The organism is Gilliamella sp. wkB108 (assembly GCF_001690195.1).
Classification (GTDB): domain Bacteria; phylum Pseudomonadota; class Gammaproteobacteria; order Enterobacterales; family Orbaceae; genus Gilliamella; species Gilliamella apicola_L.
This window is the reverse complement of record NZ_LZGM01000078.1, coordinates 154,530-169,882: the sequence shown is the minus strand read 5'-3', so window position 1 is coordinate 169,882 and position 15,353 is coordinate 154,530. Positions and strand designations below refer to the sequence as shown.

Genomic DNA, 15,353 nt, shown 5'->3' with positions numbered 1-15,353 from the left:
TGTTCCTATTACTCTATTTTCTAATTTTTACCTGATCCCAAATTAAACGAGAATCGAATTTTTGAGATGCAACCATAGTAACGATGACTACAGTTGCAAAAAATGCAACGCCAATATCCGGGTAGACACTCATCATTTGTTGATTTCTTACTAACGAACAAACAACAGATACTACAAATATATCAATCATTGACCATTTACCGATAAATTCTACTGCACTATATAGTTTTTTCATTTTTAAGCAATCATGACCGCGTTTTCGTTTCACGGCTAGCGCAAAATAACACAGCCAACTTAGCGAGATGATTTTTAAAATTGGTATCACCACGCTTGCTGCAAAAATAACTAATGCCACCGGGATATCTCCCGATTGCCACATATAAATCACTCCATCCATAATGGTTGAAGTAGAAGACGAACTAAACAAAACTGTTATCATAATCCCAAATACATTGGCAGGAATATAAATAATCAATGAAGTCACTAACAAAGCAATTGTCCATTGTATCTTATCGCGATTTCTTAGCTTACTTTTTTGTTTACACCGAGGACATTTTACGTAATGCACCGGTAACATCGCTTCACAACAACCACAAAGCTTTAAATTTTGACGTATTCCTGTTCTTCCTACTTTCAAAGGTTCGAGTGCGAAATTATTAGAATGAAGTTCGTTCCAAATTGCTTCAGGCGAAAAAATAACTAACGCTTTAATATAAAAAAAGACAAATAAACAAAATGCCCAAAATGTGCTAGTTACCCCAATATTTCCATAACTCATTAATTTTACAAAACTAACTAAAACACCAGTTAAAAATATTTCAGGCATACACCAATGTTGAAGCTGTTTATAAATAATCAAAAGATCGCGTTTACGATATTTTGATAATGGTAATTTGCTACAAAGTAGCGTAATAATTAATAAATTAAATATAGGAAAAAGTAATACAAATAATATAAATAACGCTGAAATATAACTATAGCGATCAAAAAATAAGATTCTGGGGATATCTAACACGCTTACCCCATTAAAGTTACCAACAATACGAATATCAATGAAAATAAATCCACAAGCTATAACTGCCATTATTAATGAACAAATTGCATAAATAGCAGATTTATGCTTCATGTTAGTATTATTTTTTGCCAATGTCGTATGACAGCGCGGGCAAACAGCTTTATGTCCTAAAGTAATATCCGCGAACTCTACTACCAAATCACAATGGGGGCATAATACATAGTGGTGGTGATCAATGGTCATTATTTTCCTTGATATAATAGCTATTTTAAACTGTGAAGATGTTTCAGGTTAAGACTACGTTTCAGTATAAAAACTCTAATTAACAACATAAAATCCAATTTTGCTAGATAATTAATTCAAATCAATGCAATGACTAAAACTTCTTCGTTGCTCATCATAGCAAATGGCTTTTTTTTAGGAAAGTATTAGCTGATTAAACCCTAACTATTTTCATCTGGACAAATCAAAAAAACAATGATTAATAAATAAGATGATAATTATTTTTCATTGCTTAGTTTCTATACATCTATAATTTTAATATTATTTTCCTTCTTAATATGAAATTCAATTATTCAGATTAAAATTAAATCAATATTACAATAATATTTAACCTTGAATATGACTATTTCATCACCATTTACGGGTCTTGGTATAATTTAAATTGGTTTATTAACTAATGAATATTCGAATTTTTTTACCTTATCTGATCTAATTTATAATAAGTATAAAAAAAACTTGATACTGTATAACAATACAGTATAATGTTCATTAATAGCCTAACTTATTGGAATTTAATTATATGAACGAAAACAAACAACGCGCACTTTCAGCAGCATTAAGTCAAATCGAAAAACAATTTGGTAAAGGTTCAATTATGCGTTTAGGTGACACCCAAACGTTAGATGTTGATGCTGTTTCAACGGGTTCTTTAGGATTAGATATTGCATTAGGTATCGGTGGCTTACCGATGGGTCGTATTGTTGAAATTTTTGGTCCAGAATCATCAGGTAAAACAACGTTAACCCTATCAGTTATCGCACAAGCACAAAAAGAAGGTAAGACTTGCGCATTTATTGATGCCGAACACGCTTTAGATCCAATTTATGCTGCTAAATTGGGAGTACAAGTAGATGATTTATTAGTTTCACAACCTGATACAGGGGAACAGGCGCTCGAAATTTGTGACGCGTTGGTTCGTTCTGGTGCTGTCGACGTTATTATTGTCGACTCAGTTGCCGCATTAACACCTAAAGCTGAAATTGAAGGAGAAATGGGTGATTCTCACATGGGTCTGCAAGCTCGTTTAATGTCACAAGCTTTACGTAAACTTACAGCAAACATCAAAAATGCTAACTGTTTAGTCGTATTTATCAATCAAATTCGCATGAAAATTGGTGTCATGTTTGGTAATCCAGAAACAACAACCGGTGGTAATGCTCTTAAATTTTACGCATCAGTTCGTTTAGACATTCGTCGTACAGGTGCAGTAAAAGAAGGCGAAGATGTGATTGGTAGTGATACCCGTGTAAAAGTAGTTAAAAATAAAGTAGCAGCACCTTTTAGACAAGCAGAATTCCAAATTCTTTATGGATGTGGGATCTCAAAAGAAGGTGAACTGATTGATTTAGGTGTAAAACACAAATTAGTCGATAAAGCCGGAGCTTGGTATAGCTATAACGGCGAAAAAGTAGGACAAGGTAAAGCTAATTCTATTAAATTCTTGCAAGAGCATCCTGAAATTGCTCAAGAGCTTGAAACAAAATTACGCGAATTATTATTAAATAGCCCAGCTGTTTTTACTGCTGACGATGAAGATACATCATCTGAAGATGATAACTTTGAATAATGAACCAAAAACTGAATAAATTAATTCTGAATAAAGCTGTGCAATTACTTGCACAGCGAGATCATTCATCATACGAATTAACGCAAAAAATCACCCTATTTTTTTCCAAAAAAATTAAACATTGCGACGATGAGTTTAGCGAACAATTAAACCAATTAAAAAATGAAATAAGTGATGTTATTCAGTACTGTATAAGTAAAAATTGGGTAAATGATACACAATATATCGAAAAATACATTATCATGCGTGCTGATAAAGGTTATGGGAAATATAAAATCGCCATAGAATTAAAACAACGAGGTATATCATCTCATGTAAGTCGTGACCTATTACAAAAATCGGCAATTGATTGGGTTAATATCGCTCATAAGCAATTAATTAAAAAATTCAAACAAGTTGATCCTAAAGATAATCAACAACGACAAAAAGGTATACAGTATTTAATTTCCAGAGGTTATACGCAAGATGATGTAAAAACTCTCTATAGTTTATTGACTTAACCAAGTATAATCCTTAAAATGTGGCGCATTAAATTTAATGTAACATCCATTACGAATAAAGCTCCTAGGTCATTTTATTTTTTTCCTTTATTTAGTAGTAATACTAGCTTGATTCACTGCCGTATAAGATAATAATTACTTTTCAACTTAAGTTGTTACGGGTATATTATTATGTTTAAAATTCTATCGTTTTATTTGGAAGCATAAATGAAAAGCACTGCAGAAATTCGTCAAAACTTTCTTGACTTTTTCCATAGCAAAGGACATGAAATTGTAGCGAGTAGTTCGCTTGTACCACACAATGATCCGACATTATTATTTACTAATGCGGGTATGAACCAGTTTAAAGATGTCTTTCTTGGTATGGACAAGCGCCCATATACCAGAGCGACAACATCACAACGATGCGTTCGTGCTGGTGGTAAACATAATGACCTTGATAATGTAGGCTATACAGCTCGACATCATACATTTTTTGAGATGTTAGGTAACTTTAGTTTTGGTGACTACTTTAAACATGATGCTATTCATTTTGCATGGGAATTACTTACCAGTAAACAATGGTTTAACTTGCCAAAAGATAAACTTACTGTAACTGTGTATGAGTCAGACGATGAAGCGTATGCAATTTGGGAAAATGAAATTGGCATACCTAAAGAGCGTATAGTTCGAATTGGTGATAATAAGGGCGCACCTTATGCTTCAGACAACTTCTGGCAAATGGGTGATACTGGACCATGTGGACCTTGTACAGAAATTTTTTATGATCATGGTGATCATATTTGGGGTGGACCTCCGGGTAGTGCAGAAGAAGATGGTGATCGATTTATAGAAATTTGGAATATCGTCTTTATGCAATTTAATCGCCATCCAGACGGAACAATGGAACCATTACCTAAACCTTCAGTAGATACAGGTATGGGGCTTGAACGTATTGCTGCAGTACTACAACATGTCAATTCAAATTATGATATTGATTTATTTAAAAAGTTAATTAAAGATGCAGCTACAATTATTCAAACAAATGATTTAGAAAGTAAATCGCTACGAGTTATTGCAGATCATATACGATCATGTGCATTTTTAATTTCTGACGGTGTATTACCTTCTAATGAAGGTCGTGGTTATGTACTACGTCGCATTATCAGACGGGCTGTTCGTCATGGACACATGCTTGGTGCAAAAGATATTTTCTTCTACAAATTAGTTAAGCCATTAATTGATGTTATGGATAGAGCTGCGGTAGAATTAAATAACAATCGTAAATTAGTAGAAGATACGCTTAAGATCGAAGAAGAACAATTCTTAAAGACCCTTGAGCGTGGATTATTATTACTCGATCAAGAATTAACTAAGATAAGTGGAACCGTATTACCGGGTGAAGTCGCTTTCAAACTTTATGATACTTACGGATTCCCATTAGATTTAACCGCTGACGTTTGTCGCGAAAAAAATATCACCATTGATGAAACAGGTTTTAATAACTGTATGGAAGAGCAACGTAAGCGCGCTCGTGAATCCAGTTCATTTAGTGTTGATTATAGTAATGTCATCAAATTAGATGATAAAACCGAATTTTTGGGATATCAGTCGACAGAATCTACTGGTAAAGTTATCGCTATTTTCCAAAATGGTCAAAAGGTTAACAGCATTAATGCTGGTGACGAAGCCATTGTTATTTTAGATAAAACACCATTTTATGGTGAATCTGGTGGTCAAATTGGCGATAAGGGGTTACTCACCGCAGCTAATCTTGAGTTTGCTGTCGTAGATAGCCAAAAATATGGTAAGAGCATTGGCCATTTAGGTCAGATAGTAAAAGGATCTTTAAAAGTTGGTGAAACTGTAACTGCTGCAATTAATGTAGAACTACGTGAACGAATTCGTCGAAATCATTCAGCAACACATTTATTACAAGCGGCTTTACAGCGTGTTTTAGGTAATCATGTTCACCAAAAAGGATCATTAGTAAATGAAAGTTATCTGCGTTTTGACTTTTCTCACAATCAAGCCATTACGTCAGATCAATTGATCGAAATTGAAAACCTCGTTAATCAACAAATACGTCGTAATTTGCCAGTAAATATTGAACTTATGCCTATCAATGAGGCTAAAAATAAAGGGGCAATGGCACTATTTGGTGAGAAGTACGAAGATATTGTTAGAGTACTAACGATGGGAGATTTTTCGATTGAACTTTGTGGTGGTACTCACGTTGATAGAACTGGCGATATTGGTTTATTTAAAATAACCTCTGAGTCAAGTATAGCTTCTGGAGTACGTCGCATTGAAGCCACATCAGGACAAAATGCAATGGATTACATACACCAAGAGTCCAATTTGTTAAGTCAGATTGGATTATTGGTTAAAAGCGACAAAACGGCAGTTTTAGGCCGCGTTGAGCAACTGCTTGATCAGACTAAACTGTTAGAAAAAACAATTGAGCAATTAAAAGCACAGCAAGCTAGCCAACAAAGTGTACAATTGCTCAATCAATGTGAAAAAATTAATAATAATAATTTACTAATTGCTAAACTTGATAACGTCGAGGCTAAAGTGTTACGAACGATGATTGATGATCTCAAAAATCAATTAAAAACGGGCGTCATTATTTTAGCAGCCGTCAATGATGGCAAAATCAATTTAGCGGCTGGCGTAACAAATGATTTAATTCATATTGTTAAAGCTGGCGAATTAGTCTCTCAATTAGCATTAAAAATAGGCGGTAAAGGTGGTGGGCGACCTGATTTTGCTCAAGCAGGTGGAATGGATCTTTCGGCGTTACCAGGAGCTTTATCTTCTGTCAAAAAGGAAATCAGTAATAAATTACAAGCAAGTTAGCCAGATACCCGTAATGCTCTAATCGAGTATGAAGGTGTATTCTGTAAAATTCCGTCTTTCTATCTTGTTGATGGGAGGCTGACGAAGCTATATCTTAAAATTGTTTGGATATATAAAATAACTGAGAGTGGGAGATCTAATGTTAATTTTAACTAGGAGAGTAGGTGAGACACTTATCATTGGTGACGATGTGGTAATTACCATTCTAGGCGTAAAAGGTAATCAAGTCAGAATTGGTATTAATGCACCTAAAGAAGTTTCTATTCATAGAGAAGAGATCTATAACAGAATTCATCATGGTCAAGACAAAATTGATGATTTATCTGGGTCCAAGGAGTGATTTTGGGCATGAAATAAACAACTAGCGCACATAAGCAAAAAAATGTTTGACTTATTTTTTGTAAAAAGTAATATGTGCGCCACACAATATGATTTTGTTCAAGTTCGGATGAAGTCATTATTGTTTTGGTGAGATGGCCGAGAGGCTGAAGGCGCTCCCCTGCTAAGGGAGTATGCGGTCAAAAGCTGCATCGAGGGTTCGAATCCCTCTCTCACCGCCATTTTATTAACAAAAAAGATATGCATCCGTAGCTCAGCTGGATAGAGTACCCGGCTACGAACCGGGCGGTCAGGGGTTCGAATCCCTTCGGATGCACCATTTTTTTCTAATAATTTCTATACGCATCCGTAGCTCAGCTGGATAGAGTACCCGGCTACGAACCGGGCGGTCAGGGGTTCGAATCCCTTCGGATGCACCATTTTTTTACGAACTTACACGCATCCGTAGCTCAGCTGGATAGAGCACTCGGCTTCGAACCGAGCGGTCAGGGGTTCGAATCCCTTCGGGTGCGCCATTTCGGTTGAATCCCGATATAATTCTAGTATACTAAGCTCACTAATTTTATATTGATTATCAATCTACATTGTTATTTATATGATTTGTTAACTATATTAAAATAATGGTTTCAGTAGATAGATATTCACTCAATTGATGATTAATGGACTTTTTTATGTTAGACCCTAATTTACTTCGAAATGAACTGGATCTTGTTGCTAAGAAATTAGCTCGTCGTGGATTCAAATTAGATGTTGACACTATTGGTCAACTGGAAGAAAAACGTAAAGTATTACAAGTTGAAACAGAAAATTTACAAGCTGAACGTAATGCTCGTTCTAAAGCCATTGGTGAAGCAAAATCGCGTGGTGAGGATATTACGGTCGTTCGTGAAGAAGTCAATAAACTTGGCAAAAAACTAGATAGCGCAAAAGCAGAGCTAGATATTCTATTAAATCAAATTAAAGATATCACATCAGCTATTCCCAATATCCCGGATGATTCTGTACCTGATGGTGAAGACGAAAAAGGGAATGTTGAAGTATCTCGTTTTGGAACACCAAGAACATTTGACTTCCCTGTGCAAGATCATGTGGCATTAGGTGAACGTTTTGGTGGATTAGATTTTGCGGCTGGTGTGAAATTGACTGGTGCTAGATTTGTAGTAATGAAAAATCAAATCGCTCGTTTACATCGTGCTATCACTCAATTCATGTTGGATTTACATACCGAACAACATGGTTACGCAGAAATCTATGTACCCTATTTAGTTAACAATGCCACGCTTTTTGGTACAGGACAATTACCAAAATTTGCTGGTGATCTCTTCCATACAAAACCCTTAGCTGAAGAAGCAGAGACCAGTAACTATGCATTGATTCCAACTGCAGAAGTACCCGTAACAAATCTAGTACGCGACGAAATTCTTGATGAAAGTGTATTACCTCTTAAAATGACTGCCCATACACCATGTTTCCGTTCTGAAGCGGGCTCTTACGGTAAAGATACGCGTGGTTTAATTCGTATGCACCAATTTGACAAAGTAGAATTAGTGCAAATTGTTAAACCAGAAGAGTCAATGAAGGCATTAGAAGAGTTAACTGCACACGCAGAAAAAGTCTTACAATTACTTGAATTACCTTACCGTAAAATTGTACTTTGTACCGGCGATATGGGCTTTGGTTCATGCAAAACCTATGATCTCGAAGTTTGGGTTCCTGCACAAAATACTTATCGAGAAATTTCATCTTGTTCTAATATGTGGGATTTCCAAGCTCGTCGTATGCAAGCTCGTTATCGTAGTAAGGCTGATAATAAAACTTACCTAGTACATACATTAAATGGTTCTGGTTTAGCGGTTGGTCGTACTCTGGTTGCCATTATGGAAAATTACCAACAAGCCGATGGAAGGATTAAAGTGCCGTCCGTTTTAGTCCCTTATATGAACGGTGTTGAATTTATTGGTTAAGATTAAAAAACATATTATCTTGCTATAGCGCTATTTATTAGCGCTATTTTTTTATTAGTTAAAAGGTGAAACAGATGATCAAAGGTGTGGTACTTTCGATATTAGCATCATGTCTTTTTGGCTTGCTCTATTACTATCCTGTTTTATTACGACCCTTGTCTGTGGTAGATATTTTTTGCTGGCGATTGTTAACCTCCTTCCCTGCCATCATCGTGCTTATTGTTATTGAAAAAGAGTGGTCTGCTATCGGTTTACTTTTTACCAGAATTAAACAACAGCCTTTATTTTTATTAGGTCTATTATGCTCATCATTGTTACTCACTATTCAGATGATAATTTTTATTTGGGCGCCATTAAACGGTCACGGTTTATCAGCTTCGCTGGGTTATTTTCTCCTACCACTATCCATGGTGATTTTTGGTCAACTATTTTATAAAGAGAAGTTGAGTTTTTTGCAAAAAATAGCTGTAGTGCTTGCCATATTAGGTGTTAGTGTAGAAATCTATATCACAGGTGCATTTTCATGGGAAACGGCTGTTATTGCACTAGGTTACCCTATCTATTTTATGATCCGTCGAAAATTGCAAATTGAAGGCATCGCGGGTACTTTTTCAGACTTCTTTTTTATTTTTCTGGGTTGTCTCATCTATTGCATATTTAGTTATGATCTTAGTAAGGTAATGAGTGATATTAGGCATTTCCATATTTATATCCCTATGTTAGGCATTATTACCGCCATTGCTTTTGCCATGTATTTTGTTGCAAGACGATTACTACCAATGGGATTATTTGGATTATTGGGTTATGTCGAACCCGTACTACTTACCTTTGTTTCGGTCATATTCTTACATGAATCGGTTTCTGCCCAGCATATCATCTCATACGGGCTTATTTGGCTTGCAGTATGTGTACTGGCTCTAGAGGGAGGGATTTTTATGTTACGCGCTATAAAACGTAAAAGAATCCGATAATCATCACACATACAAAAGGCACCACTCGTGTGCCTTTTGTAGCGAATATCTGTTAACTTATTTACTAAATGTGACTGACTGACCGTAACTTTCTAAAATAGACTGTATTCTATCTAAAGTCTCTCTTGGCGGCGCTTCAACACCTTCTAACATATATTTATCACCTAAGGTTTCCCACTTGTAGGCACCTAATTTATGGTAAGGCAAAAGTTCAACTCTTTCGATATTATTCATCCCTTGCATAAATTGACCGAGCAAATGAGCTGAATTATCATCATCTGTCCAACCCGGTACAACGACATAACGAATCCATGTTCTTTTATTGATCTTCTGTAGATATTTGGCAAACTCAAGAACACGTTTATTAGGCACTCCAACAAGTTTTCGATGAATTTCGTCATTGATTTGTTTCAGATCTAACATCACCAGATCTGTAACACTCATTAACTCTTCCATGGTATGATCGAGTTGTCTTGCATAACCATTGGTATCCAAGCAAGTATTAATTCCTTCCTTATGGCATGCTTTGAACCACTCTGTGACAAATTCGGCCTGTAATGTGGCCTCTCCTCCGGAAGCTGTTACACCGCCTCCATTTGGCATTATAAAACTTTTATAAGAAACGATTTCTTGCATAAGCTCATCAACAGTAACTTCACGGCCTGCTTTTAAATCCCAAGTATCTCGATTATGACAATATAAACAACGCATCAAACAACCTTGAAAAAAAACAATAAAGCGGATCCCAGGACCATCAACAGTACCAAAAGATTCAAAAGAATGAATCCGCCCTTTTATCGGTTGCTCTGAGACTGTAGCATTAGCATTCGTTTGAGCTGTAGTCATAATAATATTCTGTTGTTCCATATATCTTCTCTAATAATTACTCACACTATTTTTAGTAGTATTTTAACTCAGATGATATTTAGCTTACACCAATTGCTTTAATAAGAAATAATCTTTATTTTAACTTAATTATACAGAATAAATATCCACAATATTAGGTTTATATCATTATAAATTATGTCTAAATCAATGCTGACATTAATTTAAATAATTACCTAAAAAAATAGCGCCCCTTAAGGACGCTATTTTATATTTTTACTATTAACTAAAGTTACATAGATTGTGTGAAAGTACGTGTAATTACGTCTTTTTGTTGTTCTTTAGTTAATGAATTGAAACGTACTGCATATCCAGAAACACGAATAGTTAATTGTGGATATTTTTCAGGGTGATCCATCGCATCTAATAATGTTTCACGATTTAATACGTTAACATTTAAGTGTTGACCACCTTCAATAGTTGCTTCGTGGTGGAAGTAACCATCCATTAAACCAGCTAAGTTACGTTTACGAACACTATCATCTTTACCTAATGCATTTGGTACGATAGAGAAAGTATAAGAAATACCGTCTTTAGCATAAGCAAATGGTAATTTAGCAACAGAAGTTAATGAAGCAACCGCACCTTTTTGGTCACGTCCGTGCATTGGGTTAGCACCTGGTCCGAATGGTGCGCCTGCACGACGACCGTCAGGAGTATTACCAGTTTTCTTACCATATACAACGTTTGAAGTAATGGTTAATACTGATTGAGTAGGAATTGCATTACGATAAGTTTTAAGTTTTTGAATTTTCTTCATGAAACGTTCAACTAAATCAACAGCAATATCATCTACACGAGGATCATTATTACCAAATTGTGGATATTCGCCTTCAATTGCGAAGTCAATAGCTAAGCCATCTTCGTCACGAATTGTTTTCACTTTTGCATATTTAATTGCAGATAGTGAGTCAGCAGCAACAGAAAGACCAGCAATACCACATGCCATAGTACGAATAATATCACGGTCATGTAGAGCCATTAATGATGCTTCATAACTATATTTGTCATGCATATAATGGATTGCATTTAATGCAGTAACATATTGTTTTGCTAACCAATCCATAAAATGGTCAAGACGAGCAAACACAGTATCAAAATCTAAATATTCGTCAGTAATTGGCGCTTCTTTAGGTCCAACTTGCATTTTTAATTTTTCGTCCACACCACCATTGATTGCGTATAGAAGAGTTTTAGCAAGGTTGGCACGCGCACCAAAGAATTGCATTTGTTTACCAACGATCATTGGACTTACACAACATGCGATAGCATAGTCATCGTTGTTAAAATCTGGACGCATTAAATCATCATTTTCATATTGTAAAGATGATGTATCAATTGACACTTTAGAAGCAAATTCTTTGAATCCACTTGGTAGTTGTTCAGACCAAAGAATAGTCATGTTAGGTTCAGGTGATGGACCCATGGTATAAAGTGTATTTAAGAAACGGAATGAAGTTTTAGTAACTAATGTACGACCATCAACACCCATACCTGCGATAGATTCAGTTGCCCAAATTGGGTCGCCAGAGAATAATTCATCATATTCAGGAGTACGTAAGAAACGAACCATACGTAATTTCATTACAAAGTGGTCAACAATTTCTTGTGCATCTTTTTCAGTGATTAAACCAGCAGCTAGGTCACGTTGGAAGTAGATATCAAAGAAAGTCGAAGTACGACCTAATGACATTGCAGCACCATTTTGTGATTTAACCGCAGCTAAATAACCAAAATAAGTCCATTGAACAGCTTCTTGAGCAGTTTTAGCTGGTGCAGAAATATCATAACCATATTTAGCAGCCATTTCTTTAATTTGACCAAGCGCACGATGCTGTTCAGCAATTTCTTCACGACGTTGCATAGTCATTGCTAAATCTACACCATTTTCGAAATCTGCTTGTAATGAATTAAATTGAGCAAATTTGTCTTGCATTAAGTAATCAATACCATAAAGTGCTACACGACGGTAATCACCAATGATACGACCACGACCGTATGCGTCAGGAAGACCAGTAATAACACCTGATTTACGACAACGGAGGATATCTGGAGTATAAATATCAAAAACGCCTTGGTTATGAGTTTTACGATATTCAGTAAAGATTTTTTTAACTAATGGATCAAGAGTTCTATTATATGCTTTGCATGAATTCTCGATCATTTTGATACCACCAAACGGGATAATAGCACGTTTTAATGGTTTTTCTGTTTGCAAACCAACGATTTTTTCTAAATCTTTTTCAATATAACCGGCATCATGAGCAGTAATAGTTGAGATAACACTGGTATCAAAATCTACAGGAGCATGGGTAGCATTTTCAATTTTAATGCCTTCCATGACTTTTTCCCATAACTTGGTTGTAGCTTCAGTTGCACCAGCTAGGAAAGACTCATCACCCTCATACGGTGTATAGTTTTTTTGAATGAAATCGCGGACATTGACACCATTTTGCCAATCACCTTCTTTAAAGCCTTTCCAAGCAGCTGCTTGTACTTCGTTTAAATTACTCATAGTTTTTTACCTCAGGTTTTCAAAAATATATATCTACCATTACTTAAATAAGGGTAAATATTATAAAATCAATGGGGCTTACGTAGATATAAAGCCCAATAAGGCAGTGCAACAGCTAGACCACCTAAAATATTACCGATTGTTACTGGAATTAAGTTATTAAATACAAAATGCTCTACAGTTAAAGCAGGAAACGCATCTGGTGACATACCCACTGAAAGCCAAAATTCTGGAGAAGCGAAATTATTAATCACAATACCCATTGGGATCATAAACATATTGGCAATGCTATGTTCAAAACCGCTAGCAACAAACATTGCTACAGGTAATACCATAATTAACATTTTATCCAATAAACTACGTCCGGCATAACTCATCCAAGCCGCTAAGCAAACCATTAAATTGGCAAGTAAACCAAGGAAAACGGCTTCAATAAATGTATGATGTAATTTGTGATCGGCTGTTTGTAGTACATTCAATCCCCATAATCCATTTGCGACCATGTACTGACCAGAAAACCAAATAACTGCAACAAATAGTATAGCACCAATAAAGTTACCAATATACACTAAAATCCAGTTACGAATCATTTTCAGCCAACCGGCTTTGTGCGTCATTTTAGGTAATATAGTTAACACGGTTGAAGTAAATAGATCTGAACCACAACAAACAACAAGCATTAATCCCAATGAAAAGCAGATACCACCAACTAATTTAGCTAAACCAAAAGCAACTGTTGCTGTGCCTGTTGTGACGGTTATATAAAATACAAAAGCAATTGAGATGAAAACACCTGCAATTATGGCGGATAGGATTGTACTACTTGGGTGCTTATTTAATTTGTAATTGCCGAGTTCTTCAGCGATTTGGGTCATTTGTGCGGGAGAAAATGAATCCACAATTTTATCGGTACTCAAACTAACGTCCTCAAAAAAACTAGGTTTTATGAGACGCATAGTATACTCAAAATTTAACGCAGATCATCTTTTTTTTATTAAAAACTTTTAAAACTCAAAAAGCCATTACTTTTAAGTTAATAAAATACCGTTATAATGGCTATCACTCCTCCCCCCTTTATCGAGTTAGGAGTTATAACTTATGCAAATCTTTTCAAGATGTTACTTATTGTCTAATACCTTACTAACTTTTATTAAATAATTTCTTGATTCTTGTGACACATGAGAGGTCACTAATTTTCGATATACTTGTTGTGGTGTCATCGAATTTATTATTTCAATGGCCTTATTACGATCACTAGAGAATGTTCGCAGAACACTTCCCGCCCCACCATTATAGGAAGTAATCATGGCATAACGCAAAGAGATTGGATTATTAATACCGGCTAAATATTTTGTTTTAAGTAATGATAAGTAAGCAGTACCCATATCTACATTATTACGAGGATCAAGCAAATATTTCCTACTTGGTTCTCCTGATTTGCCTCTAAGTTTAAAAATATCATGTCCTGCGGTGTGTTGTTGAACCTGCATCAAGCCAAGTGCATCAGAACGACTGACCGCATAAGGGTTAAATGCTGATTCGACTTCGATAATCGCTAAAATTAATCTTTCATCAATTAAATATTTATTTGACGCTTCAGTAATTAAAGGTAAGAATTTTCGGGCGCGTTGATTAATATGATTTGGAACAAGTTTAATTTCTACATACGTAATATTGTGAGAGCCGGATGTACGCGTTCTAACGTTATTAGCAAGCAGATAATCAGCAAAACTGTTTGCCCTACCACTCCAACGGATAGGTTGTCTTTCTTGGTCAAGAACTTGTTTGTATAAAAAAGGCTCTTCTGATAAATTTTCACTGGCTTTATCATGACGAATAATATCAACAGGTTCTGGCATTAATAACGTTGAAACAATCGCCTCTTTCAAATTGATTTCAGGTGTGCTTGATAATGTTTCAATCGTGATTATCCCTGATACGAAGTTAATATGTACTCTCGTTCGTAAATTATCTTCATACTGAACATAATCTTTAGGGCCGGCAATAAGGACTTCTTTTGATCCCCAAATTTGCTCAATATTGTTTGCATACTGACTTATCAAAATATTAAATGCATTGGTGTCTTTAACATAATAATCATCATTATCTGAATATTTATTGAAACAGCCGGTTAAAATGCTCACAGAAATAAATAATGTTATAATTTTTTTATTATTCTTCATTTTATATCTCAATTTTGAGGATTATACCCATCAATAACAACATCACCACCTTCAAATAAAAATTTAACCATTTCGGTTTCAATTCTTTTTCGATGTTCTGGATTCATCATATTGAGTTTATTTTCATTAATTAGCATGGTCTGTTTTTTAAGCCACTCTTGCCATGCTGGTTTGGAAATCTCATTAAAGATACGTTTACCCAGATCGCCGGGATAAAGCTGAAAATCCAGTCCTTCAGCCTCTTTTTTTAAATAATGGCAATAAATAACACGACTCATATTTATCTCTTTT

The 15,353-nt window shown here is 35.3% G+C and carries 12 protein-coding genes and 4 tRNA genes; 10 read left to right on the top strand and 6 right to left on the bottom strand.

Annotated features, from left to right (window positions below; all coding sequences use genetic code 11):
• Window positions 1–13: 13 nt before the first annotated feature.
• A complete protein-coding gene (locus tag A9G11_RS08660; RefSeq protein ID WP_065619205.1) occupies window positions 14–1,258 on the bottom strand; it encodes a PqiA/YebS family transporter subunit in 1,245 nt (414 codons plus the stop codon).
• Window positions 1,259–1,817: 559 nt separating this feature from the next.
• Between A9G11_RS08660 and recA the strand changes: the two genes are divergently transcribed.
• The 10 genes from recA (at window position 1,818) to rarD (ending at window position 9,479) form a co-directional block, all read left to right on the top strand.
• Complete coding sequence (recA, locus tag A9G11_RS08655; protein ID WP_065619204.1) at window positions 1,818–2,864, top strand: recombinase RecA; 1,047 nt, start codon at window positions 1,818–1,820, stop codon at window positions 2,862–2,864.
• A complete protein-coding gene (locus A9G11_RS08650) occupies window positions 2,864–3,364 on the top strand; it encodes a regulatory protein RecX (RefSeq protein ID WP_065619203.1) in 501 nt (166 codons plus the stop codon). The genes recA and A9G11_RS08650 overlap by 1 nt, the downstream gene beginning before the upstream one ends.
• A 207-nt stretch (window positions 3,365–3,571) precedes the next feature.
• Entirely contained in the window at window positions 3,572–6,205 is a 2,634-nt protein-coding gene (gene alaS / locus A9G11_RS08645) for an alanine--tRNA ligase (protein WP_065619202.1), read from the top strand.
• Between the two features lie 139 nt (window positions 6,206–6,344).
• Window positions 6,345–6,545: a carbon storage regulator CsrA gene (csrA, locus tag A9G11_RS08640; protein WP_065619201.1), complete on the top strand. Its 201-nt coding sequence runs from the start codon at window positions 6,345–6,347 to the stop codon at window positions 6,543–6,545.
• A 127-nt stretch (window positions 6,546–6,672) separates the two neighbouring features.
• Window positions 6,673–6,765: transfer RNA gene (locus A9G11_RS08635), tRNA-Ser, on the top strand.
• A gap of 21 nt (window positions 6,766–6,786) precedes the next feature.
• Window positions 6,787–6,863 (top strand) — tRNA-Arg (locus tag A9G11_RS08630).
• Between the two features lie 23 nt (window positions 6,864–6,886).
• Window positions 6,887–6,963: transfer RNA gene (locus tag A9G11_RS08625), tRNA-Arg, on the top strand.
• A 19-nt stretch (window positions 6,964–6,982) separates the two neighbouring features.
• Window positions 6,983–7,059, top strand: a tRNA-Arg gene (locus A9G11_RS08620).
• A gap of 156 nt (window positions 7,060–7,215) precedes the next feature.
• A complete protein-coding gene (gene serS / locus A9G11_RS08615; protein ID WP_065619200.1) occupies window positions 7,216–8,508 on the top strand; it encodes a serine--tRNA ligase in 1,293 nt (430 codons plus the stop codon).
• A 74-nt stretch (window positions 8,509–8,582) separates the two neighbouring features.
• Complete coding sequence (gene rarD / locus A9G11_RS08610) at window positions 8,583–9,479, top strand: EamA family transporter RarD (protein WP_065619199.1); 897 nt, start codon at window positions 8,583–8,585, stop codon at window positions 9,477–9,479.
• A 57-nt stretch (window positions 9,480–9,536) separates the two neighbouring features.
• Here rarD and pflA read toward each other — a convergent pair whose 3' ends face one another.
• From pflA to A9G11_RS08585, 5 genes are all read right to left on the bottom strand, one after another.
• Window positions 9,537–10,325 carry a pyruvate formate lyase 1-activating protein gene (gene pflA, locus A9G11_RS08605; RefSeq protein ID WP_065619238.1) on the bottom strand — a complete coding sequence of 263 codons (789 nt, stop codon included), beginning with the start codon at window positions 10,323–10,325 and terminating at the stop codon, window positions 9,537–9,539.
• A 271-nt stretch (window positions 10,326–10,596) separates the two neighbouring features.
• Window positions 10,597–12,879 carry a formate C-acetyltransferase gene (gene pflB, locus A9G11_RS08600; RefSeq protein ID WP_065619198.1) on the bottom strand — a complete coding sequence of 761 codons (2,283 nt, stop codon included), beginning with the start codon at window positions 12,877–12,879 and terminating at the stop codon, window positions 10,597–10,599.
• 68 nt (window positions 12,880–12,947) lie between these two features.
• Complete coding sequence (gene focA / locus A9G11_RS08595; protein ID WP_218056104.1) at window positions 12,948–13,796, bottom strand: formate transporter FocA; 849 nt, start codon at window positions 13,794–13,796, stop codon at window positions 12,948–12,950.
• Between the two features lie 201 nt (window positions 13,797–13,997).
• Entirely contained in the window at window positions 13,998–15,062 is a 1,065-nt protein-coding gene (gene mltC / locus A9G11_RS08590) for a membrane-bound lytic murein transglycosylase MltC (protein WP_065619197.1), read from the bottom strand.
• A gap of 8 nt (window positions 15,063–15,070) precedes the next feature.
• A complete protein-coding gene (locus tag A9G11_RS08585) occupies window positions 15,071–15,340 on the bottom strand; it encodes an oxidative damage protection protein (protein ID WP_065619196.1) in 270 nt (89 codons plus the stop codon).
• Window positions 15,341–15,353: the final 13 nt, after the last annotated feature.

Bases quoted from the DNA above. Each gene is read 5' to 3' on its own strand.
- A9G11_RS08660 (WP_065619205.1), bottom strand. From the start codon at position 1,258: ATGACCATTGATCACCACCACTATGTATTATGCCCCCATTGTGATTTG.
- recA (WP_065619204.1), top strand. From the start codon at position 1,818: ATGAACGAAAACAAACAACGCGCACTTTCAGCAGCATTAAGTCAAATC.
- A9G11_RS08650 (WP_065619203.1), top strand. From the start codon at position 2,864: ATGAACCAAAAACTGAATAAATTAATTCTGAATAAAGCTGTGCAATTA.
- alaS (WP_065619202.1), top strand. From the start codon at position 3,572: ATGAAAAGCACTGCAGAAATTCGTCAAAACTTTCTTGACTTTTTCCAT.
- csrA (WP_065619201.1), top strand. From the start codon at position 6,345: ATGTTAATTTTAACTAGGAGAGTAGGTGAGACACTTATCATTGGTGAC.
- serS (WP_065619200.1), top strand. From the start codon at position 7,216: ATGTTAGACCCTAATTTACTTCGAAATGAACTGGATCTTGTTGCTAAG.
- rarD (WP_065619199.1), top strand. From the start codon at position 8,583: ATGATCAAAGGTGTGGTACTTTCGATATTAGCATCATGTCTTTTTGGC.
- pflA (WP_065619238.1), bottom strand. From the start codon at position 10,325: ATGACTACAGCTCAAACGAATGCTAATGCTACAGTCTCAGAGCAACCG.
- pflB (WP_065619198.1), bottom strand. From the start codon at position 12,879: ATGAGTAATTTAAACGAAGTACAAGCAGCTGCTTGGAAAGGCTTTAAA.
- mltC (WP_065619197.1), bottom strand. From the start codon at position 15,062: ATGAAGAATAATAAAAAAATTATAACATTATTTATTTCTGTGAGCATT.
- A9G11_RS08585 (WP_065619196.1), bottom strand. From the start codon at position 15,340: ATGAGTCGTGTTATTTATTGCCATTATTTAAAAAAAGAGGCTGAAGGA.